This window comes from Microbispora sp. H11081, from assembly GCF_012999535.1.
Lineage (GTDB): Bacteria > Actinomycetota > Actinomycetes > Streptosporangiales > Streptosporangiaceae > Microbispora.
Genome location: NZ_JABBWV010000012.1, coordinates 176,613 through 197,304, shown reverse-complemented (window position 1 = coordinate 197,304; position 20,692 = coordinate 176,613). Strand labels below are relative to the sequence as shown.

Here is a 20,692-nt window from a genome sequence, read left to right as displayed (position 1 = left end):
CGTTACTATCGGCCATGACTCGTTGTCACGACCGTCGCACAATCGCCTGGGTTCTGCGCTCCAAAGGCCGAAAAGGGAAGAAACCGCTGCCGACAGCCAGGCGGGTGAGGAGGGCTCGGGGGCTGATTTCGCCAGCAGGCCCGTACGGGCCTACCTGGAATCGAACCAGGTGAGAAGGAAGCCCTCCCATGGCCTCACCCGCCGGCGCCTCGCCGCGGAGGAAGACGAGCGGGAGCGCGACACGGCCGGATCCGCGCAGGTCGGACTTCATCCGGACGGTCCGCGGCTCGAACGGCCTGCCCTCCTGGGCGGCGTCCCTGGTCATGTAGCCGAAGAACGCCTCGGCGGCCTCGTGGAACGGCTCACCGTCGAAGATGTTGACCTGGGGGATGACGATCGGCTTGGTCGCGCCTGCCAGGCGCACGTCGATGAACTCCGACGCGCCGTCGGGCGCCTCTGTGAGGTCGCCCGAGTAGGTCGCGAAGTCGTTGGTGTAGGACGTCCACGAGATGTGCGTCGGGTTGTCATAGGTGGCGTCGAGCATCAGCGCGGACAGGTCGTAGTCGGTGCGCCTCTCGCGCTGCCGCCAGTGGACGAAGAACCGGAGCAGCTCACCGTCCACGGGCGACAGCGAGCCGCGGGGCAGCATCCCGAGCCCGGGTGCCACGGCCTTGCCCGACAGGGGCAGCGCCACGTCGAGTACGGCGGGGTCGACGATCAGCTCACCTAGGTCGGGCAGGCGGCCGGTGATCTCCTCGTCGAGGACGGCGAGCGTACGGCGCACCGCGTCCTCGTCGAGCGCAGGGCGTGTGTCGGGCGTCGTCCACGCTCTGCCGTGCCGGTTGGTGAAGACCCGGTCCACGGGGGCGAGCCGGTTCTGCAGGTGCTCGCGCAGGGACAGCAGCACGCGGCCGGAAGCACGGGCGGCGGCCCTCTCCGCCGCCTCCAGTACGGCGGAGCCGCCGCCCGCGCGCAGCAGGTGGTCGAGCCGGCGCAGCAGTGCGCCGGGCGTGTGCTCGAGCAGCGCGACGGCGTCCTCCGTACGGCCCTCGGCCAGCGCGGCCTCGACCCGTCCGCCGAGGCTCGCGGCCTGCCGCGCTCCCCTGGCCACGGCGAAGACCTGGGCCGCCCGAGCGAACTGCGGAACGCATGCTCCCCGGCCGTACGGCCTTGGCCTTTCACCACCGGATGAAGCCCGGCGGGACGTGGTCCACCAGCCAGACGCCGTTGGCGCTCACCCTGAACTCGTGCCCGGCCGCGTGCATCGCCGCCGCGTCCACCACCAGCACGACCGGCCTGCCCCGGCGCGCGCCGACGCGGGTGGCGGTCTCACGGTCCTGCGACAGGTGGACGTGGTGGCGGGCCATCCGCCGCAGCCCCTCCGCGCGGATAATCTCCACGTTGCGGGCGACCGTGCCGTGGTAGAGGACCGAGGGCGGCGCGACCACCGGCAGGTCGAGGTCCACGGGCACCGAGTGCCCCTGGCTGGCCCGGATCCGGCCGCCGTCGACCACGTAACGCCGTTTGTCGTTGCCGGCCACCACCTGCTCCAGCTCCGCCCGCGTGATCGGGAAACCGTGCGAGGCCGCCGCCGTCAGGAGCGTGTCGATGTCCACCCAGCCGTGCGCGTCGAGTTCGACGCCGATGTTCTCGGGCTGGTGCCGCAGATGCCTGGCCAGGTACTTCGAGACCCGCACCAGCCGCTCGTCCATCACCTGTCTTCCCTCCCCGCCGTCGCCGCGATCACCCTAAGGTGTCGGTCATGGACTGGGCCAAGCGTTTTGCGCAGATCCGCCGCTGGACGCGACAGGGTGAAAGGGCGCCGCACAAACCGCTCCTGCTGCTCTACGCACTCGGCCGTTTCCAGCGTGACGGCGGTCTGCCGATCCCGTTCAGCGCGGCCGAGGCGGAGCTCGATCTTCTGCTCAAGGAGTTCGGGCCGCCACGCAAGACCAGTCCTGGTTATCCCTTTCATCACCTGACGAACGACGACAATCTCTGGCTGGTCGAGACAGCGCATGGGCGGGGCAGTCCCGGCTCCGAACTCGGCCGGCTCAGGGAGACCGGGGCCACCGGGCGGCTCCACCCCGACCTGCTGCGCGCTCTGACCGACGACTCCCACCTCGTCGTACGGCTCGCGCGGCAGTTGCTGGACGCCAACTTCGAGCCGTCCCTGCACCCCGACATCTGCCGCCTCGCCGGGCTCGAACTGGCCGACCGGCCCGCCCCGGCCGCGGAGGCCGTGCCGTCCGCGGCCCGCCGCGACCGGGCCTTCCGGCAGAACGTCCTCATGGCGTACGAGTACCGCTGCGCCTTCTGCGCCTACGACGGGTGGCTGGACGGCGTCGCGGTCGGCCTGGACGCCGCGCACGTCCGGTGGTGGGCGTTCGAGGGACCGGACGACGTCGCCAACGGGCTGTGCCTGTGCGCGATCCACCACAAGCTGTTCGACAAGGGGGTCCTCGGGCTGACCTCCGACCGCAGGATCACCGTGTCCAGGAAGTTCGTCGGCCGGAGCCCGGCGGCCGAGGGGATGGTCCTCTCCCTGGCCGGCCGGCCCGTCACGAGCCCGCAGACCGGTCTCGACCCCGTCGCCGCGGACCACATCGAATGGCATGGCCGGCAGGTCTTCCGCGCCCCGGCCCGCCAGGGATAGCCGGTAGGCTTCGGACTCTATGGACATTTCGATCTTGGAGAAGGTCCGAGAGCTCCGCGGACAGGGCAACTCCCCCAAGCAGATCGCCCGAGCGCTGGGCATGACGCCCGCGGCGGTCGCACCGTACGTCAGGGCGGTGGCCGAGCGGACGGGCGGGCGGGCCGCCGAGCCCGAGCTCGCGGGGTGCTGGATCAACGCCGGCTGGAGCGAAGGGCTGGGTCTGCCGGACTCCTCCGGCTGGGCGGACGACGTCCCGGACGGCCAGGAGACGGCGGGCACGGTGAGCGTGCTGGTGGCGCGCAAGCACGGCTGGGACAAGCTGTCGGTCTGCGCCTATCTCGTCGACGTCTACTGCCTGGGCGTCAAGCACGTCCTCGGCCCCGACGTGATGAGCGAGATGGAACTGCACCGCTTCCTGCCCAGGTATTTCCGGATCTACGCGCACGGCTGGCGGGACGCGCCGCTCGCTCTGGTCAGGAACCTCGTCTTCGGCGCGGTCGACTACGCGCGTGACCTCGGCTTCGAGCCGACGGCGGGCTTCGCGGGAGCGGCCGGTCACCTCGGCGCGTGGGACGACAAGTCGGCCATCGCCTTCGGCAAGGACGGCAAGCCCTTCTACCTCGCGGGCCCCGACGACGACGTCCGGCACGTGGTGAAGACCCTGGAGCGGAGGGTCGGCCCGCCGCCCAACTTCGACTTCTTCGCCCCCATGCCCGAGACGCAGATCTCCCTGGGCGGCCACAGGCTCTGACGTCGCGTCCACATCGGTCAGCATGGCCCGAGCCGCGGCGGCGGCTCCACAGTCTCCTCTCACCTGTCCGCGAACAGACGGTCCGCGGCGCGCCCTGCCGTGCCAGACTGCGGGCATGACAGACTCGGGCCGATCGGTGGTCGTCGACATCCGGACGCGCAGGGCCGCCAAGGAGCGCGCCCCCGAGATCCCCGACGGCCCGGACCCGTTGCTGCGCACCGTGTACGGCGAGATCCTCCGGGACGAGCGGCTGGACCAGGACCGCTCGCTCGACGACGTCGCGCGTTCGGTGGGCATGTCCAAGCAGTACCTGTCGGAGGTCGAGCGCGGCCGCAAGGAGCCGTCGTCGGAGATGCTGCACTCGGTGTGCGACGCTCTCGGGTTGCCGATCGAGCAACTGCTCACCCGTGCCGTCCGGCGGATCACCGCGTCGCGCCGGCTCGCGGCGCACAGGCCCTCCGGGACGCCACGGGTGGAGCTGCTGGCGGCGTGAGCCCTACGACGGCTCGCGGGTGAAGATCAGCTCGTCGGCCAGGCCGTACTCGACGGCCTCCCGGGCGCCGAAGACCCGGTCCCTGGCGGTGTCCTCGCGCAGCCGTTCGACGTCCACTCCGGTGTGGCGGCTCAGGATCTCCTCCGTCTGCGCCCGCAGGCGCATCACCTCGGCCGCCTGCACGGCCAGGTCGGAGATGGTGCCCTGCCCCTGCGTGGACGGCTGGTGCAGCAGCACGCGGGAGTGGCCGAGCATGAACCGCCGTCCCGGGGCGCCGGCGGCGAACAGCACCGCGGCCGCGGAGGCCGCCTGTCCCATGCAGTACGTCGCGACCTTCGCTCGGATGAACTGCATGGTGTCGTAGATCGCGAGCATCGCGGTCAACGATCCGCCCGGCGAGTTGACGTAGAGGTTGATCTCCTGGTCCGGGCTTTCCGCCTCCAGATGGAGCAACTGCGCCATCACGACGTTCGCGACGCCGTCGTCGATCTCGGTGCCGAGGAAGATGATGCGCTCGTTGAGCAGCCGGCTGAAGATGTCGAACGACCGCTCCCCCACCGGGGTCTTCTCGACGACGTACGGAATCGTGTACTGGCTCATGACGAGAACCCCATCGGTTTGGCGACTGCGTACGGCGCGAGGTTGTGGAAGGCGTCGACGACCGTGTCGATGATCCCGTAGGCGCGGGCCTGCTCCGGGGTGAACCACCGGTCGCGGTCGCTGTCGGCGGCGATCTCCTCGACCGTGCGTCCCGTCTCGGCCGCGAGGATCTCCTCGGACTGCCGCTTCATGTACTTGAGGTTCTCGGCCTGGATGGAGATGTCGATCGCCGTGCCGCCGATGCCCGCCGACGGCTGGTGCATCATGATCCGGCTGTGCGCGAGGCTGGTCCGCTTGCCGTGGGTGCCGGACGCCAGCAGCACCTGCCCCATGCTCGCCGCCATTCCCAGCGCGACGGTAACCACGTCGTTCGGCACCAGCTTCATCGTGTCGTAGATCGCCAGCCCGGCCAGCACCGACCCACCCGGCGAATTGATGTAAAGGACGATGTCGCGCTCGGAATCCGCCGAGGCGAGCAGCACCATCTCGGCGCACACCCGCTCGGCCATCTCGTCGTCGACCTCTCCGGTCAGCAACAGGGTCCGTTGCTGGAACAACTGCTCGTTCAGTCGATCCCGGTAACTCATACTCGGTGAGACACGCATGCGCCTTTTGTAACCGCCGCGGCCCCGCGACCCGGCCCTGTGTCTGCCGAGGGCAGACGCATCGGTCCGGGCCGGCGCGCCCGGCGGCGGGCGGGCCCCTCAGTGAACGGGACCTGCCCGCCGCCGGCGCCTCACTTCGCGGACGTCGCCGCCTTCGGCGTGGCCGCGTCCGACGGCGCGTCCGACGGTGTGGCGGCGTCCGACGGCGTCGCCGACGGTTTGACCGGTCCTGCCGTCGAAGGAGACGGCGAGGCGTTCGCCGCGTGCGTGGCCGTGTTCGTCGCGTCGTGCGTGGTGAACACCAGCACCCCGGTCGCCACGGCCACCACCGACACGACGGCTGCGGCGGCGTACGTGATCCTGCGCGTCAGCCGCCTGCGCTCCTCGCGCCGCCTGGCCTCAGCGCGCCGCATGGCGGCGCGCGTCCTCTTCACCTTCCGCTGTGACATGGGCACTCCCGAGACCGCTCCCCGAGACGTCTTCGGGCGTCACCATAACCACGAGCGGATAACGCTGATCTAAAACGCTCGGGCGCCGTGGCGGGGGGGTAGTGTCCGCCGGGTGGCGCCGCAGCGCCGCCGCCTTCCTCACGATGGCGAAGACCGACCTGTCACGATGCGGAGGCCCTTTGAGCAGCGCTCTTCCCCCGGCCGCCACCCCGCCGCCCTTCGATCCCGAACTGGCCGCCGCGCTCGCCGCGCTGGGCGGGGCGCCGCCGTCTCTGACTCCGGAGATGATCCCGCTCCTGCGGGCGGGGACGGCGAACGGCCCCACCCTGCCCGACGAGACGCTCACCCGTGGCGGGGTCTTCGAGGTGGCGGAGCGGACGGTGCCAGGCCCGCCCGGCGCGCCCGGCGTCTCCCTGCTCGTCTGCCGCCCAGCGGGCGCCACGGCCCCGCTCGCCGCCGTCTTCCACGCCCACGGCGGCGGGATGATCGCGGGCGACAACCGCGTGGGCCTCGACCTCGTGCTCGACTGGGCGCGGGAGCTCCGGCTCGTCGTCGTGTCCGTGGAGTATCGGCTGGCGCCGGAGCATCCCCACCCCGCGCCGGTCGAGGACTGCTACGCGGGACTGGTGTGGACCGCCGCCCACGCCGCCGAACTGGGCGTAGACCCGGGGCGCGTCGTCGTCGCCGGGGCCAGCGCGGGCGGCGGGCTGGCCGCGGCGCTGGCGCTCATGGCCCGCGACCGGGGCGGCCCCGCCCTCGCCGGGCAACTGCTGATGTGCCCCATGCTCGACGACCGCAACGACACCCCGTCCGCCCACCAGATGGCCGGGCGCGGCGTCTGGGACCGCACGTCGAACGAGACCGGGTGGAGCGCCCTGCTCGGCGACGCCCGCGGCGGCCCGGACGTATCCCCCTACGCCGCGCCGGCCCGCGCGACCGACCTGTCCGGGTTGCCGCCCGCCTACATCGACGTCGGCTCGGCCGAGACCTTCCGCGACGAGGATGTGGCGTACGCCGCCGCGATCTGGCGGGCCGGGGGCAGCGCGGAACTGCACGTGTGGCCGGGCGGGTTCCACGGCTTCGACGTGCTGGTCCCGCAGGCGGCCCTGGCGCGGGACGCCCGCGCCGCCCGGCTGCGCTGGCTGCGTCGCGTGTTCGGCGGGTAGCCGGCCGGATCAGCCGTGGAGTGCGGCGGACTCCTCTTCCTCGATCTGACGGTTCCAGTCCCGCTTGGATGACTGCCAGCCGTCCTCGTCCCGCCCCCGCCGCCAGTAGCCGGAGATCGACAGCCATTCGAGCGGCAGGCCACGCTCCACCCGCAGGTGGCGGCGCAGTTCCTTGACGAAGGTCGCCTCCCCGTGGACGAAGGCGTGCACGACGCCCTCGGGGAACTCCAGTTCCCGTACGGCCCGCACCAGCGCCTCGCCCACCTGCGCGCCGCGGCGGTGCAGCCACACGATCTGCGCGTCGCCCCTGGTCGGCAGCTTCTGCTCCTCCTCCGGGCCCTCCACCTCGATGAAGACCCGGGCGTGGGCCCCTGCCGGAAGCCGTTCCAGGGCGGCGCCCATCGCCGGGAGCGCGCTCTCGTCCCCGGCCAGCAGGTGCCAGTCGGCCTCCGGGCTCGGCGCGTACGCCCCGCCGGGGCCGAGGAAGCGGAGCACGTCGCCCGGCCGAGCCTCCCGCGCCCATGGCCCGGCCAGCCCCTCGTCCCCGTGGTAGACGAAGTCGATGGTCAGCTCCCGCGCCTCCGGGTCCCAGGCCCGCACCGTGTAGGTCCGCGTCTTCGGCCACTGGTCCGGGGACAGTTCCGCGCGGATCACCGCCGCGTCGAACGGCTCTGGGTATTCCACTCCTGGCACCGGGAACAGCAGCTTCACGTAGTGGTCGGTGAACTCGCCGGCGTCGAACCCAGCCAGCCCCTCGCCGCCGAGCACCACCCGGATCATGTGCGGAGTCAGCTGTTCCTTACGCCGCACCACACCCGTGTTGATCCGGCGCGTGCGCTCTTTGGTCGTTGCCATGGGGACCCCCTAGCCAGACGGATTAGGTAAGCCTAACCTCATCATGACCTTGGCGGCCACACTCCCCGGCGCGGCAAGCATAGATACAAGCTTGCATCTATGGCTGCTAGGCTCCTCGCATGGCCGATTCCGCGAGGCGCCCGTCCGCCGCCCACACCGCGTACGCGGTGACCAAGGAGCTGATCCTCTCCGGCGAGCTTCCCGGCGGGAGCCTGATCAGCGAGGGCGAGATCGCCGAGCGGGTACGGCTGAGCCGGACCCCCGTCCGCGAGGCGTTCCTGCGGCTGGAGTCGGAGGAACTGCTGACGCTGCACCCCAAGCGCGGCGCGGTCGTCGCGCCGGTGCCGCCGGGAGAGGCGGCGGACGTGCTGGAGCTGCGGCTGGCGCTCGAACGCTCCGCGGCGGAGCGCATCGCGCGGACCGGCCTGCCGGACGCGCACCACGCGAGCATGCTCGAGCTGCTGCGGCGTCAGCGGGCACTCGCCGAGACCGCGGACGTCGGCGGGTTCGCCGAGGCGGACGAGGCGTTCCACCGGTGCGTCGTCGAGGCGTCGGGCAACCGGCTGGCCGGCCGGTTCTACGCCACCCTGGGCGACAGGCAGCGGCGGATGAGCATCTCGGCGCTGCGCCCCCGGCCGGAACGGCTGTCCGTGCTGGCCGACGAGCACGAGGCCCTGCTCGGTCATCTCCTCGCCCGCGACGCCGCCGCGTTCGCCTCGGCCCTGCTGCGCCACCTCACCGCGACGCACGGCTCGCCGCACCCTGCCGAGCACCGCGGCGAGAGCTGAGACGACGGCTGAGAACACCCGACATCCCTGTGAAGGTCCGACTCTCCCATGCCAGAAACACCGCAGGCGTGCCCGTCGCCTGCCATCGCCCCTCCCCGTGACTCCTGGCGGGCCGTCGCCGCGGCGATGTTCGCCTGCGGCTGGGGCGGCAACCAGTTCACCCCGCTGCTGCTGATGTACCGCCGCTTCGGCGGCTACTCCGCGCTGAGCGTCGACGCGTTCCTCGGCGCGTACGTCGTCGGGCTCGTGCCTGGGCTCCTGCTCGCCGGGCCGGTGTCGGACCGGCGCGGGCGACGCCCCGTGCTGGTGGCCGGAGCCGTCGTCTCGGCCGTGGCGAGCCTGGTGCTCTGCTTCGGCGGGCACAGCCCGTGGCCCATCTACGCGGGGCGGCTGCTCACGGGTTTCGCGGTCGGCGTCGCCATGGCGGTGGGCAGCAGCTGGGTGAAGGAGCTGTCGGCCGGGGCGGACGGCGGGCTGGCCGCGCGCCGAGCCGCGCTGTGCCAGACGGCGGGATTCGGGCTCGGCGCGGGGGTCGCGGGCGTTCTGGCCCAATGGGGGCCGTGGCCCATGGTGACGCCGTACGTCGTTCATCTCCTGCTCGCCGCGGCGATCCCATTGCCGCTCCTGCGGGTGCCGGAGACGCGGCCGCCGCTCCCGCACGCGACGGGGTCAATCCGCGAGCTCCTCACCGCGCTGGTGGACGACCTGCGGGTCCCCGCGCCTGCCCGCAGGCGGTTCCGGCTCGTGGTCCTGCCGATGGCGCCATGGGTGTTCGGCACGGCCGGGCTGGCGTACGCCGTCATGCCCCAGCTCGTCGGCTTCCGCGTGGGCGACTGGGGACTCGCGTACGCGACGGGGCTGACCGTGCTGACCCTGGGCACGGGCGTGGCCGTGCAGCCCGTGGCGAGGAGGCTGCACCGCGCGCGGGGCACCGGGACGGGACGGGCACCGGTGGCGGCGATGGCGGTGACGCTCGCCGGCGCGGCGTTGTGCGCGGCCGACGCGGTGCTGCTGTCGCCGTGGCTCGCGGCCGTCGCCGCGGCCGCCCTGGGGGCGGGCTACGGCATCGCGGTGGTCTCCGGGCTGCTGGAGATCCAGAGCATGGCGGGCCCGGACGACCTCGCGGGCCTCACCGGCCTCTACTACACGCTCGCCTACGCGGGCTTCCTGCTCCCGACCGTGCTCGCCACGTTGTCGGCGTGGCTCTCCTACCCCGTCATGCTCGCCGCGGTGGCCGCCGCGGCCCTCGCCTGTCTCGGCCTCGTCGTGACCGGCTCACGCGTCGCGGCGCCGGCGGCCCCGGTGGTCCCGGCGCGCTGACGGCGCCCGCGACCGGGAAGATCAGGGCGTCGGCGGGCGTCCGTCGAGGAGCCTGACCAGGCGTTTCGGCGCGATCAGCCGATAGCTGTCCTCGATCAGCCCGGCGATCTCGTCCCAGTCCTGGCCGACGTCCAGCCGGGCGCCCACCCAGCCGTTGCGGCCGACGTACTTCGGCACGAAGAAGCGCTCAGGGTCCGAGGCCACGAGCGCCTCCTGCACTCCCGGCCCGGCCTTGAACGTCAGCGACCGCCCGTCCTCGCCGGTCATCGCGAACAGCTTGTCGCCGACCCGGTACGAGGGGGCGGTGTGGCCCCCGAACGGCTTCTCCACGGCCTCCGGCAGAGACATGCAGATCTCCCGGATCCTGGCCGCCGCCTCCTCATCGCCCACGCGGCTCGCCCCCTCGCACGGTCGTCATGACCGATCAGGGTACGGGCCGCCCACCGGCCGCACCACCCGGCAGCGGCGGCGCGGGGCAGGGTCAGTGGTCGTCCCAGTGGCCGTCGTGGTGGACGTGGCGGTGCCCGTCGTGGATGTAGTCGACGTGGTCGCCGTGCGGCACGGCCACGTGCCCGCACCCCGGCCCGTGCTCGTGTTCGTGCGCGTCGTGGACGGCGTGCCGGTTCTCCTCGCACTCGTCCACGTGGTTCTCGTGCACCCGGTGCAGGTGGCCGTCGTGGACGTAGTCCACGTGGTCGCGGTGCGGCACCGCGACATGACCGCACCCGACGCCGTGCCGATGCTCGTGCTGCGTGTGCGGACGGTGCTCGGTCGTTGTGGTCATGCGAGGATTCCCCTCTCCCGAGAACCTCGGACTGCTGCGTTGGTACCCCCGTGCGTACGCCGGAGGCACCGCCTCGCCCGCTTTTGCGCAAGCCCGTGGGATGCTCTACCCCCCTTTGGCCGCCCCGGTCCGACTTGTGGGAGCCGCAGGTCGCCCCGGAGGGCGTGTCCGCTCGACCGGCGCGCCCCGCACCTGGTAGGGCCGTGGGACGACCGGTCCGGGGCGAGTCCCGCCGTGCTCGCCGCCTCTCCCGCTCCGAGCGGCTGCGCCCGCGTACGGCAGCCGCCGCCCGCCTGACGACCCACCATGGCGAAGAGGTACATTAGCTGAGGAAACAAGAAAACTGGTACGTTCGTTCTCTTGAATCGATCGTGTTTGGGGTTGTATGTTTGACGCCATGATCGCGCCCAGGACTCCGACCACGGCAGAGGAACTGCGCGGGGCCGGCCTGCGGGTCACGGCCGCCCGCGTCGCGTTGCTCGAAACCGTCCGCATGGGTGACCACCTCGACGTCGAGGCGATCACCTCCGGGGTCCGCGATCGCGTGGGCCACGTCTCCCTGCAAGCCGTATACGAGGCCCTCCACGCCCTGACCGCGGCGGGACTCGTCCGGCGGATCGAACCGGCGGGCAGCCCGGCCCGGTTCGAGGGCCGGGTCGGCGACAACCACCACCACATCGTGTGCCGGTCGTGCGGTGTCGTCGCCGACGTCGACTGCGCGGTCGGTGAGGCGCCATGCCTCACCGCGTCCGACAACCGCGGCTTCACGATCGACGAAGCCGACGTCATCTACTGGGGTCTGTGCCCCGGCTGTTCCACCCCCCGCGCTTCCTGAGCCCCATGATCTACTAGCTCCAGAAGGATTGCCTTGACCGAGAACCACGACGCAATCGTTGTAGACCCGAAGACGGAGGGTGAAGGCGGCTGCCCGGTCGCGCACACGAGCGCCCCGCACCCGACCAAGGGCAACGCCAACCACCAGTGGTGGCCCGAGCGGCTCAACCTCAAGATCCTCGCGAAGAACCCCGCCGTGGCCAACCCCCTCGGCGAGGACTACGACTACCGCGAGGCGTTCAAGTCGCTCGACCTCGCGGAGGTCAAGCGGGACATCGCCGAGGTGCTGACGACCTCGCAGGACTGGTGGCCCGCCGACTTCGGCAACTACGGCCCGCTCATGATCCGGATGGCCTGGCACAGCGCGGGCACCTACCGCATCAGCGACGGCCGCGGCGGCGCCGGTTCCGGTCAGCAGCGCTTCGCCCCGCTCAACAGCTGGCCCGACAACGCCAACCTCGACAAGGCCCGCCGCCTGCTGTGGCCGGTCAAGAAGAAGTACGGCAAGAAGATCTCGTGGGCCGACCTCATGGTCCTCACCGGCAACGTCGCCCTGGAGTCGATGGGCTTCAAGACCTTCGGCTTCGCCGGCGGCCGCGTGGACGCCTGGGAGCCCGACGACGACGTCTACTGGGGCCCCGAGACCACCTGGCTCGGCGACGAGCGCTACAGCGGCGACCGTGAGCTGGAGAACCCGCTCGCCGCGGTCCAGATGGGCCTCATCTACGTCAACCCGGAGGGCCCGAACGGCAACCCGGACCCGCTCGCCGCGGCCCGCGACATCCGTGAGACGTTCCGCCGCATGGCGATGAACGACGAGGAGACCGTCGCCCTCATCGCGGGTGGTCACACCTTCGGCAAGACCCACGGCGCGGGCCCGGCCGACAACGTCGGTCCCGACCCGGAGGCCGCCCCGATCGAGCAGCAGGGCCTGGGCTGGAAGAACAGCTACGGCACCGGCAAGGGCGGCGACACGATCACCAGCGGTCTCGAGGTGACCTGGACCTCGACGCCGACGCGGTGGTCCAACAACTTCTTCTGGAACCTGTTCGGCTACGAGTGGGAGCTGACCAAGAGCCCGGCCGGCGCCCACCAGTGGCGGCCGAAGCACGGCGCGGGCGAGGGCAGCGTTCCCGACGCCCACGACCCGTCGAAGCGTCACGCGCCGGCCATGCTGACGACCGACCTCGCGCTCCGGTTCGACCCGATCTACGAGCAGATCTCGCGGCGCTTCTACGAGAACCCCGACGAGTTCGCGGACGCCTTCGCCCGGGCGTGGTACAAGCTGACCCACCGTGACATGGGCCCGGTCTCCCGCTACCTCGGCCCGGAGGTCCCGGACGAGGTGCTGCTGTGGCAGGACCCGCTGCCCGAGCGCACGTACGAGCTCGTGGACGCCGCGGACATCGCCGCCCTCAAGGGCCAGATTCTGGCCTCGGGCCTGTCGGTGTCGCAGCTCGTGTCCGCCGCGTGGGCGTCGGCCGCGTCCTTCCGCGGCAGCGACAAGCGTGGCGGCGCCAACGGCGGCCGCGTCCGCCTGCAGCCGCAGATCGGCTGGGAGGTCAACGACCCCGACCAGCTCACGAGCGTGCTGCGCACCCTGGAGGGTGTCCAGCAGGCGTTCAACGCCGCCCAGACCGGCGGCAAGCAGGTCTCGATCGCCGACCTGATCGTGCTCGCCGGGTGCGCCGCCGTGGAGAAGGCCGCCAAGGACGCGGGCTTCGACATCGAGGTCCCCTTCACGCCGGGTCGCGTGGACGCGTCGCAGGAGCAGACGGACGTGGAGTCGTTCGCCGCGCTCGAGCCGGCCGCCGACGGTTTCCGCAACTACTACGGGAAGAGCAGCCGGCTGCCCGCCGAGTACCTGCTCGTCGACCGGGCGAACCTGCTGAACCTCAGCGCCCCCGAGATGACGGTCCTCGTCGGCGGCCTGCGCGTCCTCGGCGCCAACCACCGGCAGTCGAAGCTCGGCGTCCTCACCGAGACGCCGGGGGTCCTGACCAACGACTTCTTCGTCAACCTGCTCGACCTGGGCACGGAGTGGAAGTCGACCTCGGAGGACCAGACCACGTTCGAGGCGCGCGACGCCGCCACGGGCGAGGTCAAGTGGACCGGCACCCGGGCCGACCTCGTCTTCGGGGCCAACTCCGAGCTGCGCGCGGTCGCGGAGGTCTACGCGAGCGACGACGCCAAGGAGAAGTTCGTGCAGGACTTCGTCAAGGCGTGGGACAAGGTCATGAACCTCGACCGGTTCGACCTGATCTGAGCATGACCTGACGTCCGGGCCGGCCCACACGGGCGGGCCCGGACGTTCGCCGTCTCAGGCGGGCAGACAGAAGCCGAGGCGGGCGAGCAGGGGTTCATCAGGAGGGCAGGGAGGCGAGCCAGCCGGTGAGGATCTCGTTGACCTCGTCCCGGCGTTCCTGCTGGATCCAGTGGCCGCAACCGTCGAGCACGTGCGAGGAGAGCAGGCCCGGCAGGGTGACCGGGTAGGCCGCGACGGCGTCGGCCATCCAGGTGGTGGAGGCGTCCAGCGCGCCGCCGACGAACAGCGACGGCTGGGTGATCGGAGCACCGTCGAAGCCGGCGAGGTCCTCCCAGTCCCGGTCCATGCTGCGGTAGCGGTTCAGCGCCCCCGTCAGGCCCGTCCTTTCGAACTCGGCCGCGTAGACGTCGAGGTCGTCGGTGCTGAGCCAGGCGGGCAGCCGGTCGGCGGGGAAGCGGTCGCGCAGCCTCCCGCCCGGGGACACGAAGTGCGGGTCCGGAGCGCCGGCGGGCGGCATGGTGTCGGCGGACAGGGCGGCGTAGAAACCGGCGAGCCAGCCGCGGACGTCCGGCTCGATCTCGGCCTCGGCCCGGCCGGGCACCTGGAAGTAACTGACGTAGAACTCGTCGGTCCCGCCCATCCGCGCGAACACCTCGCTGGGCCGCGGCCCGCCGCGCGGGGCGTACGGCACGCTCAGCAACCCGACCGCACGGAAGACCTCGGGCCGTACGAGGGCGGAGTTCGCGGCGATGGCCGCGCCCCAGTCGTGACCCACGATCACGGCCGTCCGTTCACCCAATGCGTGCACGACGGCGACGTTGTCCTCGACCAACTCCAGCATCCGGTAGGCGGCCACGTCCGCGGGCCTGGAGGAGCGGCCGTAGCCCCGGACGTCCAGGGCGGCGGCCCGGTAACCGGCCGCGGCCAGCACCGGAAGCTGGTGGCGCCAGGAATACCAGGACTCGGGGAAGCCGTGGACCAGCAGCACGAGCGGCCCGGAGCCCTGCTCCACCACGTGGACGCGACCGGCGGGAGACGAGACCAGACGATGTGTGAGCGGCGCGGCGGACGCGGATAGCGCCATCGATTCCTCCAAGAATCCTGGTGGTTCCTGCGTGGATCATCCACCGGGCCGTGGCGCCGCCGTGAATCGCGTTGCCGGTTCGGCAAACCGCTCCGGGCTCCGATCAGACCGCCACCGGGTAGGTCTCCGGGACCTCGCTCCCAGCGGGCCGTACGCTCCAGGGGCTCCAGCGCGCCGGTCTCGTCGACGTGGATCACCGCGTGAACTGGTCGGGCAGGCGGGCCTGGAAGTAGTGGCCCCGCCGTTCGGTGCCCGGACGGTAGACGACCCCGATGGCCCGTTCGAGCAGCGCCCCGCGCAGCGCGTCCGCCGCGCCGGTCGGATACCCGCGCCCGCTTGTCCAGCCGCTCGTTGTGCTCGCGGGCCTCCCGCTCGGCGACCTGCCTGACGGTGCCGACGTGCAGGCCGAGCCCGCGTACGACGTCCTCGTCGAGCACGATCACACCGCCGCCGGCGATCGCCCGCATGGCGAGCCCCTCGCGGCCGGGCGTACCGAGCTTGCGCACCAGGAACACATCGAGCGGGTGGCCCCGGGCGGTCGCCATCTCGTACGCCACCGGCACGCCGCCGCGCGGCAGGCGAGGACGACGTAACGGGTGTCCTGCGGGTCCGCGAGAGCGCGCCAACCGCGATTCCCCTCGCCCTCGCCGCGCAGGGTCGCGTTTCTCCGGTCAGCGGTAGCCGTAGCAGTAGTTCGACTTGCCCTTGAACCGGTGGAAGGCCTGCGGGTCGTGGAAGCGCCAGCGGCAGCCCGCGTCGCGCCGGCCCTGGGTGAGATACATGGTGTCGCCCTTCCGCTTGACGCAGTAGGCACCGGGCGTGGGCGTCTCCCGGTACTCGACCCACTCCCAGCCCAGGCTCACGCAGTACTCGGTGAAGTGCCCGGGGCCCAGCTCCACGAGTCGCCTGGCCGGCGTGGGCGAGGGCTTCGGCGGCTTCGCGGCCGGAGAATCGGCGGGAACCGGCGCGGTCGTCTTCGAGCGGCGGACGGTCGGCCGTGCGGTGACGGTTCTCGCCGGGCGAGTGACATCCGGCCTGGCCGTCGACCGGCTCACCCGCGGCCGGTGTGAGGAGGCGGGCGACGCGGAAGGCGACATCGCGGTGGACGCGGGGGCGCCGGACGGAGACGAGCCGCCGCCGGTGCCCGCGGAGGCGACCGGTGCCGTGCCGGCCGCCGCCGCTCGCTCCGTCTCGGAGGCATCGGTCCGCGCGGCCGGCAGGTGCACGGATGGCAGCAGCGCGACGGCGGCGGACACCGTGGCCGCCACGGCCACGACCACGGCGGCGATGGCGGCCCGGACCCGCCTGCGCCGGCCACCGCCCGGCACAGGGGCCGGCCCGGACGGCGCGACCGGTACCGCCGGTGCGGGCGGCCCGGCGGGCGCGTCCGGGACGGCCGGTGTGGCGTTCGAATCGTGGCGCGGGCGCACGAGACGATCGAGGATCTCGCGCGCGGTCGGCCGCCGTCCCGGGTCCTTGGCGAGGCAGACCCCCAACAGCTCGCGCAGCGGCGCCTCGATGCCCTCCAGGTCGGGCTCGTGGTTGAGAATCCTGTTGATGATGGCGGGGATCGAGTCGGCGCCGAACGGCGCGCGGCCCGTGGCGGCGAACGCGATGGTGGACGCCCAGGCGAACACGTCGAGGGCGAAGCCGAGCTCACCGGCCGCGAGTTGCTCGGGCGCCATGTAGGCGGGCGTGCCGACGACCTGGCTGGTGGTCACCGTGCTCGTGCCCGCGAGAGCGCGGGCGATGCCGAAGTCGATGACCCGTGGCCCGTCCGGGCCGATCAGCACGTTCTGCGGCTTGAAGTCCCGGTGGACGACCCCGGCGTCGTGCAGGGCGACCAGAGCCGTGGCCGTCCCGATGGCGAGCCGTTCGAGCGCGCCGCCCGACAACGGCCCCCGCGTGGCCACCACCTGGCTCAGCGAAGGCCCCGGGACGTACTCGCTCACGATGTACGGACGGCCGCCGTCCATGCCGGACTCCAGCACCTGGGCCGTGCAGAACCGGGCGACCCGCCGGGCGAGCTCCGCCTCGCGGGTGAAGTCGGCGCGGGCCGCGGCGTCCTGGCCGAGCCGCGTGTGGAAGAGCTTGACGGCGACGGGTTCGCCGGACTCCGACTCGCCGAGGTAGACGACGCCCTGCCCTCCCGCACCGATCCTGCCGGTGATCCGACAGGAGCCCAGGCGTGCGGGATCGCTCGGCTCCAGCGGCTGCGGCATGACGCTCCGGGGGTGAGGGCGCGTACGGACCTCCAGTATTCCCTCTCCGTGAGGCGCAGCGACAGGCAACTCGACACCGTCAAGGCGGCGCTCGACCGGGCCGCAGGCACGGCCGGCACCGGCGTCTACGGCTGGTACGTCGACCCCGACGCCTCCTCGACACGGATCGCCGTCACCCCGGCTCCCCGCCTCGTGTACGACCTGCGGGGCGGCGACCAGTACGTCATCAACGGCAACGTGCTGACTACTGCGGCGGCACCGTCTCGGTGGCCGGCTCGCAGAAGGCCCCGGTCGGGGCGTCGATCTGCCGCTCCGGGCGCACCACCGGCCGGCGCTGCGGGGTCGTCCAGGCCAAGAACGTGACCGTGAACTACTCCGGCTCGACTGGTCTACGGGGTCACCCAGACCAGCGCCTGCGCCGAGGGGGCGACTCGGGCGGCGCCTACATCTCCGGGGACCAGGCCCAGGGCGTCACCTCGGCGCGTACGGCCTGAGCCTCACCACCACGGGCGGCGGCGGCACCAGCGCGCTGATCAGCAGCCTCAACGACAAGTGCATCGACGTGCCCGGCGCCGACTTCCGCGACGGCGCGCCGTTGCAGATGCGTCTACGTCGCGAAGCAGGGCGGCGCCAATCCCTGGGACGCCGCCGCGAGCTTCGCCGCCGACACGACGTGGGCGGTGACCGTCCCGCTGTGGCGCAGCGGCGCCGACCTGCCGCTCGACCAGGCCCGCTCGTTCCGGGTCACCACGCCGGGGTTCACCGATCGCTACCTGCGGCACCAGAACAGTCCGGCCCGCACCGACGTGGTCACCGCCGGGAGCGACGCCCTGCTGAGGTCGCACGCGACTTTCGTCGTACGGCGGGGTCTGGCCCAGCCGACCTGCTACTCGCTGGAGTCGCGCAACTGTCCGGGCCGTTACCTGCGGCATTCCAACTTCCGGGTCCGTCTGGACGCTCCGGACGGCGGCGAGCTGTTCCGCCGCGACCGCGCGCGACGAGCTGCTGGATCGGGCACCCCCACGGTGGTGGGGGTGCCCGTGGCGTTCCTCCTGGTCAGGAACGCGTCATTGGGTGTCTCCGGTCAGGAGGCACTGCAGGTGAGAGCCGGTGTCTCAGGGCTGTCGCCGCCACCGAGGAAACCGAAAGTGGTCGTGGCGCCCGCACCGAGAGTGCCGTTCCAGGACTCGTTGCGCACGGTCACCGAGGAGCCGGAGCCGGACTTGAGACCACTCCACAGCTGGGTGATCGTCTGCGAGCCGGACCAGTTCCAGTTCACGGTCCAGCCGCTGACCGCCGAGCTGCCGGCCTGTACGGTGACCTCGGACTGGAAGCCTCCGGGCCAGGAGTTGACCGTGCGCATCGTCGCGGTGCACCCGTCCTGCTGCGGCGACGGGCTGACGGACGGGCTCGGGCTAGGGCTGGGGCTGGGACTGGGGCTGGGGCTGACCGACGGACTCGGGCTCGGGCTCGGGCTGAACGACGGGCTCGGGCTCGGGCTCGGGCTGAACGACGGGCTGGGGCTCGGGCTCGGGCTGACCGGCGGGGTGGGGCTGGGCGAGGTGTCGGGAACCGCGGCGTTGAGCGCGTTCAGCACCGCGTCGTAGGCGGCCTTCTTGTTGCCGTTGCTGTCGAACAGCAGCGGGACGGTGTTGGCGCCGAGCCAGGAGTCGCTGTCGCGCACGCCCCACACGGTGATGCCGGTGCAGCGGGGCACTGCCAGACAGTCGTTGACCACGTTGGCGTAGGTCTGGGCCGAGCCGCCCTGGATGTCCAGCTCGGTGATCTGCACGTCGACGCCGAGCGCGGCGAAGCTGGAGATCGTGGTGCGGTAGTTGCTGTTGTACGGGCTCTGGCTGTTGAAGTGCGACTGCAGGCCGACGCAGTCGATCGGCACGCCGCGGGACTTGAAGTCGCGGACCATGTTGTAGACGCCCTGCGTCTTGGCCCAGGTCCAGTTGTCGATGTTGTAGTCGTTGTAGCAGAGCTTGGCGTCGGGGTCGGCGGCCCGCGCGGTGCGGAAGGCGACCTCGATCCAGTCGTTGCCGGTCCGCTGGAGGTTGGAGTCGCGACGGCCGCCGTTGCTGTCGTCGAACGCCTCGTTCACCACGTCCCAGGCGTAGATCTTGCCCTTGTAGTGGCTCATGACGCCGTTGATGTGGTCGATCATCGCCTGGCGCAGCGAACTGCCGCTGAGCGACTGCATCCAGCCCGGCTGCTGGTTGTGCCAGGCCAGCGTGTGGCCGCGCACCCGCTTGCCGTTCTGCACCGCCCAGTTGTAGACGCGGTCACCCTGGGAGAAGTTGAACTGCCCCCGGTTGGGCTCGGTCGCGTCGATCTTCATCTCGTTCTCGGCCGTGACCATGTTGAACTCACGGTTGGCGATCGTCGTGTACTGCGAGTCGCCCAGCCTGCTCGTGCTGATCGCCGTGCCGAAGTAACGCCCGCTGCGGGCGGCCGCCGCACCCAGGGTGGTGGCCGGCGGTCCTCCGCTCGGGCTAGCCGAAGGGCTGGGCGAAGGGCTCACCGGCGGGGTCGGAGAGGGGCTGGGTGACGGCGTCGGGGACGGCGTCGTGGTGCTGTTGAGGCCGAGGAAGGCGATCGCGTTGGAGATCATGCCGTTGAGCGGCAGCGAGTGGCCCTGGCCGGAGACGCTGACGCCCTCGACCGGAGGCTGGGTGCCGGTCCCGCCGTACCGGGTGCGGGTCCAGCCCGACGACGGGCTGTCGGTGGACGACGGCGTCTGGCTGACGCCGTGGAGGTTGGTCCACTGCTTGATCTCTTCGCCGAAGTTGTTGTAGTGCAGCGTCGTGTCGTTGGTGCCGTGCCACAACTGCATGCGGGGATAGGAGCCGCTGTAGCCGGAGTACATCGAGCGGGCCAGGTCGCCCCACTGCTGGGCGCTCTTGATGCTCTGGCCGCTGGAGCACTGGTTGTTCCAGGTGGAGCCGTCGTTGGTGGCGAAGCACCCCGCGGGAACGCCCATGAAGGCCGAGCCCGCCTTGAACACGTCCGGATACTCGGCCGCCAGCACGTTGGTCATCATCGCGCCGGAGGAGACGCCGCTGACGTAGACGCGGCCCGGGTCCACGTTGTACCGCGACTTGGCGTAGTCGACCATCGAAATGATGCCGACCGGGTCGCTGCCGCCGCCGCGCCGCAGCGCCTGGGGCGAGTACACGTCGAAGCACTGGCCGCTGCGCGTCGCCTCGGGGAACACGATCACGAACCCGTACTGGTCGGCGGCCGTGACGTAGTCGCGGAAGTACCCGCTGAACAGCGCCGACGCGGTGCCCGTGCAGTAGTGGACGGCGACCAGCAACGCGGGATTCGGGGCCACCCGGTCCGGCACGTAGATGTACATGTTCAGGTTGCTCGGGTTGTTGCCGAAGTTGGTCACCCGGGTCAGCGAGGCCGCCTCCGCCGGTCTGGTGGCCAGTAACGTGGTCGCCGCGACCACGGGCATCAGCACGGCGGCCAGCAAGGCCACGATGCGTCGTCTCACGTGGAATGTCCTTCCTCCGTTGCGCCGATCCCGACGTGCGTCATGGCACCCCGAAGACTCGGGCTCCCCGTACCGCTGTGAGATGGGGGACATCGGCCACGCTCCACCGGACCCGGCGACGCCTGATATTTCCGCAGCCTGCATAAAACTTTCAGTCCACTCAAGCCGCAGGTCCGCGCCCATCCGGCCGTGCGAAGGACCGGGAGGTCAGGAGTGGTCGGCACCGCTCTCCGCGCAGGGAGACGTGGAAAGTTTCATGCATGTCCCGAAATATTCCAGCCCGTACGCCGCTGGACCGCGGTGAGGAACGGCTC

23 protein-coding genes and 1 pseudogene are annotated in these 20,692 nt (G+C 71.6%); 11 read left to right on the top strand and 13 right to left on the bottom strand.

All coding sequences use genetic code 11. From position 1 onward, the window contains the following. Positions 1 to 25: 25 nt before the first annotated feature. Positions 26 to 1,111 (bottom strand): TerD family protein, encoded by a 1,086-nt coding sequence (locus HHX31_RS26025; RefSeq protein ID WP_211590329.1) that lies wholly within the window; start codon positions 1,109 to 1,111, stop codon positions 26 to 28. Positions 1,112 to 1,178: 67 nt separating this feature from the next. Continuing rightward, entirely contained in the window at positions 1,179 to 1,712 is a 534-nt protein-coding gene (locus HHX31_RS26020) for an RNA 2'-phosphotransferase (protein WP_169951098.1), read from the bottom strand. 50 nt (positions 1,713 to 1,762) lie between these two features. Between HHX31_RS26020 and HHX31_RS26015 the strand changes: the two genes are divergently transcribed. The 3 genes from HHX31_RS26015 (at position 1,763) to HHX31_RS26005 (ending at position 3,900) form a co-directional block, all read left to right on the top strand. Further along, entirely contained in the window at positions 1,763 to 2,656 is an 894-nt protein-coding gene (locus HHX31_RS26015; protein ID WP_169951096.1) for a phosphorothioated DNA-binding restriction endonuclease, read from the top strand. A gap of 19 nt (positions 2,657 to 2,675) precedes the next feature. Further along, positions 2,676 to 3,407 carry a helix-turn-helix domain-containing protein gene (locus tag HHX31_RS26010; protein WP_169951094.1) on the top strand — a complete coding sequence of 244 codons (732 nt, stop codon included), beginning with the start codon at positions 2,676 to 2,678 and terminating at the stop codon, positions 3,405 to 3,407. 115 nt (positions 3,408 to 3,522) lie between these two features. Next, positions 3,523 to 3,900, top strand: a complete 378-nt coding sequence (locus tag HHX31_RS26005) for a helix-turn-helix domain-containing protein (RefSeq protein WP_169951092.1) — start codon at positions 3,523 to 3,525, stop codon at positions 3,898 to 3,900. Positions 3,901 to 3,903: 3 nt separating this feature from the next. Here HHX31_RS26005 and HHX31_RS26000 read toward each other — a convergent pair whose 3' ends face one another. From HHX31_RS26000 to HHX31_RS25990, 3 genes are all read right to left on the bottom strand, one after another. After that, complete coding sequence (locus HHX31_RS26000) at positions 3,904 to 4,500, bottom strand: ClpP family protease (protein WP_169951090.1); 597 nt, start codon at positions 4,498 to 4,500, stop codon at positions 3,904 to 3,906. Further along, positions 4,497 to 5,087, bottom strand: a complete 591-nt coding sequence (locus HHX31_RS25995; RefSeq protein WP_249346571.1) for a ClpP family protease — start codon at positions 5,085 to 5,087, stop codon at positions 4,497 to 4,499. Before HHX31_RS25995 ends, HHX31_RS26000 begins: the two co-directional genes overlap by 4 nt. 149 nt (positions 5,088 to 5,236) lie before the next feature. Then, the gene (locus tag HHX31_RS25990; protein ID WP_169951086.1) at positions 5,237 to 5,518 is read right to left on the bottom strand and encodes a hypothetical protein; all 282 of its coding nucleotides are present in this window, start codon (positions 5,516 to 5,518) and stop codon (positions 5,237 to 5,239) included. 215 nt (positions 5,519 to 5,733) lie between these two features. On the opposite strand from HHX31_RS25990, the gene HHX31_RS25985 reads away from it, so the two are divergent. Then, positions 5,734 to 6,720: an alpha/beta hydrolase gene (locus HHX31_RS25985; protein ID WP_249346568.1), complete on the top strand. Its 987-nt coding sequence runs from the start codon at positions 5,734 to 5,736 to the stop codon at positions 6,718 to 6,720. A 9-nt stretch (positions 6,721 to 6,729) separates the two neighbouring features. Here the strand turns inward: HHX31_RS25985 and HHX31_RS25980 are convergent, their stop codons facing one another. After that, on the bottom strand, positions 6,730 to 7,575 hold the full coding sequence (locus tag HHX31_RS25980) for a siderophore-interacting protein (protein WP_169951084.1): 846 nt from the start codon (positions 7,573 to 7,575) through the stop codon (positions 6,730 to 6,732). Positions 7,576 to 7,694: 119 nt separating this feature from the next. On the opposite strand from HHX31_RS25980, the gene HHX31_RS25975 reads away from it, so the two are divergent. Beyond that, complete coding sequence (locus HHX31_RS25975; RefSeq protein WP_169951083.1) at positions 7,695 to 8,363, top strand: GntR family transcriptional regulator; 669 nt, start codon at positions 7,695 to 7,697, stop codon at positions 8,361 to 8,363. A gap of 48 nt (positions 8,364 to 8,411) precedes the next feature. Further along, positions 8,412 to 9,683: an MFS transporter gene (locus HHX31_RS25970; protein ID WP_169951081.1), complete on the top strand. Its 1,272-nt coding sequence runs from the start codon at positions 8,412 to 8,414 to the stop codon at positions 9,681 to 9,683. Between the two features lie 21 nt (positions 9,684 to 9,704). On the opposite strand, the gene HHX31_RS25965 is transcribed toward HHX31_RS25970, so the two are convergent. Beyond that, positions 9,705 to 10,031: an MmcQ/YjbR family DNA-binding protein gene (locus HHX31_RS25965; protein ID WP_169951079.1), complete on the bottom strand. Its 327-nt coding sequence runs from the start codon at positions 10,029 to 10,031 to the stop codon at positions 9,705 to 9,707. Between the two features lie 133 nt (positions 10,032 to 10,164). Then, on the bottom strand, positions 10,165 to 10,467 hold the full coding sequence (locus HHX31_RS25960) for a hypothetical protein (protein WP_169951077.1): 303 nt from the start codon (positions 10,465 to 10,467) through the stop codon (positions 10,165 to 10,167). A 397-nt stretch (positions 10,468 to 10,864) separates the two neighbouring features. Between HHX31_RS25960 and HHX31_RS25955 the strand changes: the two genes are divergently transcribed. Further along, positions 10,865 to 11,302 carry a Fur family transcriptional regulator gene (locus tag HHX31_RS25955; protein ID WP_169951075.1) on the top strand — a complete coding sequence of 146 codons (438 nt, stop codon included), beginning with the start codon at positions 10,865 to 10,867 and terminating at the stop codon, positions 11,300 to 11,302. A gap of 33 nt (positions 11,303 to 11,335) precedes the next feature. Then, a complete protein-coding gene (gene katG / locus HHX31_RS25950) occupies positions 11,336 to 13,567 on the top strand; it encodes a catalase/peroxidase HPI (protein WP_169951073.1) in 2,232 nt (743 codons plus the stop codon). Positions 13,568 to 13,664: 97 nt separating this feature from the next. Here katG and HHX31_RS25945 read toward each other — a convergent pair whose 3' ends face one another. Both HHX31_RS25945 and HHX31_RS36030 read right to left on the bottom strand, forming a co-directional pair. Then, positions 13,665 to 14,651 (bottom strand): alpha/beta fold hydrolase, encoded by a 987-nt coding sequence (locus HHX31_RS25945; RefSeq protein WP_169951071.1) that lies wholly within the window; start codon positions 14,649 to 14,651, stop codon positions 13,665 to 13,667. 193 nt (positions 14,652 to 14,844) lie between these two features. Continuing rightward, positions 14,845 to 14,925, bottom strand: coding sequence for a hypothetical protein (locus HHX31_RS36030; protein ID WP_396711677.1), 81 nt, complete (start codon positions 14,923 to 14,925; stop codon positions 14,845 to 14,847). Here HHX31_RS36030 and HHX31_RS25940 point away from each other — a divergent pair. Then, positions 14,924 to 15,244 carry a hypothetical protein gene (locus HHX31_RS25940; RefSeq protein ID WP_169951069.1) on the top strand — a complete coding sequence of 107 codons (321 nt, stop codon included), beginning with the start codon at positions 14,924 to 14,926 and terminating at the stop codon, positions 15,242 to 15,244. The two genes, HHX31_RS36030 and HHX31_RS25940, sit on opposite strands and share 2 nt — an antisense overlap. Positions 15,245 to 15,322: 78 nt before the next feature. Here the strand turns inward: HHX31_RS25940 and HHX31_RS34690 are convergent, their stop codons facing one another. After that, positions 15,323 to 16,873 (bottom strand): serine/threonine-protein kinase, encoded by a 1,551-nt coding sequence (locus HHX31_RS34690; RefSeq protein WP_249346566.1) that lies wholly within the window; start codon positions 16,871 to 16,873, stop codon positions 15,323 to 15,325. Between the two features lie 48 nt (positions 16,874 to 16,921). Between HHX31_RS34690 and HHX31_RS35820 the strand changes: the two genes are divergently transcribed. Further along, positions 16,922 to 17,236 (top strand): S1 family peptidase, encoded by a 315-nt coding sequence (locus tag HHX31_RS35820; RefSeq protein ID WP_211590328.1) that lies wholly within the window; start codon positions 16,922 to 16,924, stop codon positions 17,234 to 17,236. Positions 17,237 to 17,480: 244 nt separating this feature from the next. Here HHX31_RS35820 and HHX31_RS33830 read toward each other — a convergent pair whose 3' ends face one another. Next, positions 17,481 to 17,636, bottom strand: a complete 156-nt coding sequence (locus HHX31_RS33830; RefSeq protein WP_211590327.1) for a hypothetical protein — start codon at positions 17,634 to 17,636, stop codon at positions 17,481 to 17,483. Between HHX31_RS33830 and HHX31_RS34675 the strand changes: the two are divergent. Continuing rightward, positions 17,566 to 17,802 (top strand): annotated as a pseudogene (locus HHX31_RS34675) (AbfB domain-containing protein); the annotation flags it as partial. The gene HHX31_RS33830 and the pseudogene HHX31_RS34675 overlap by 71 nt on opposite strands. Positions 17,803 to 17,957: 155 nt before the next feature. On the opposite strand, the gene HHX31_RS34670 reads toward HHX31_RS34675, so the two are convergent. Continuing rightward, positions 17,958 to 20,378 carry a PHB depolymerase family esterase gene (locus tag HHX31_RS34670; RefSeq protein WP_169951067.1) on the bottom strand — a complete coding sequence of 807 codons (2,421 nt, stop codon included), beginning with the start codon at positions 20,376 to 20,378 and terminating at the stop codon, positions 17,958 to 17,960. Between the last annotated feature and the right edge of the window lie 314 nt (positions 20,379 to 20,692).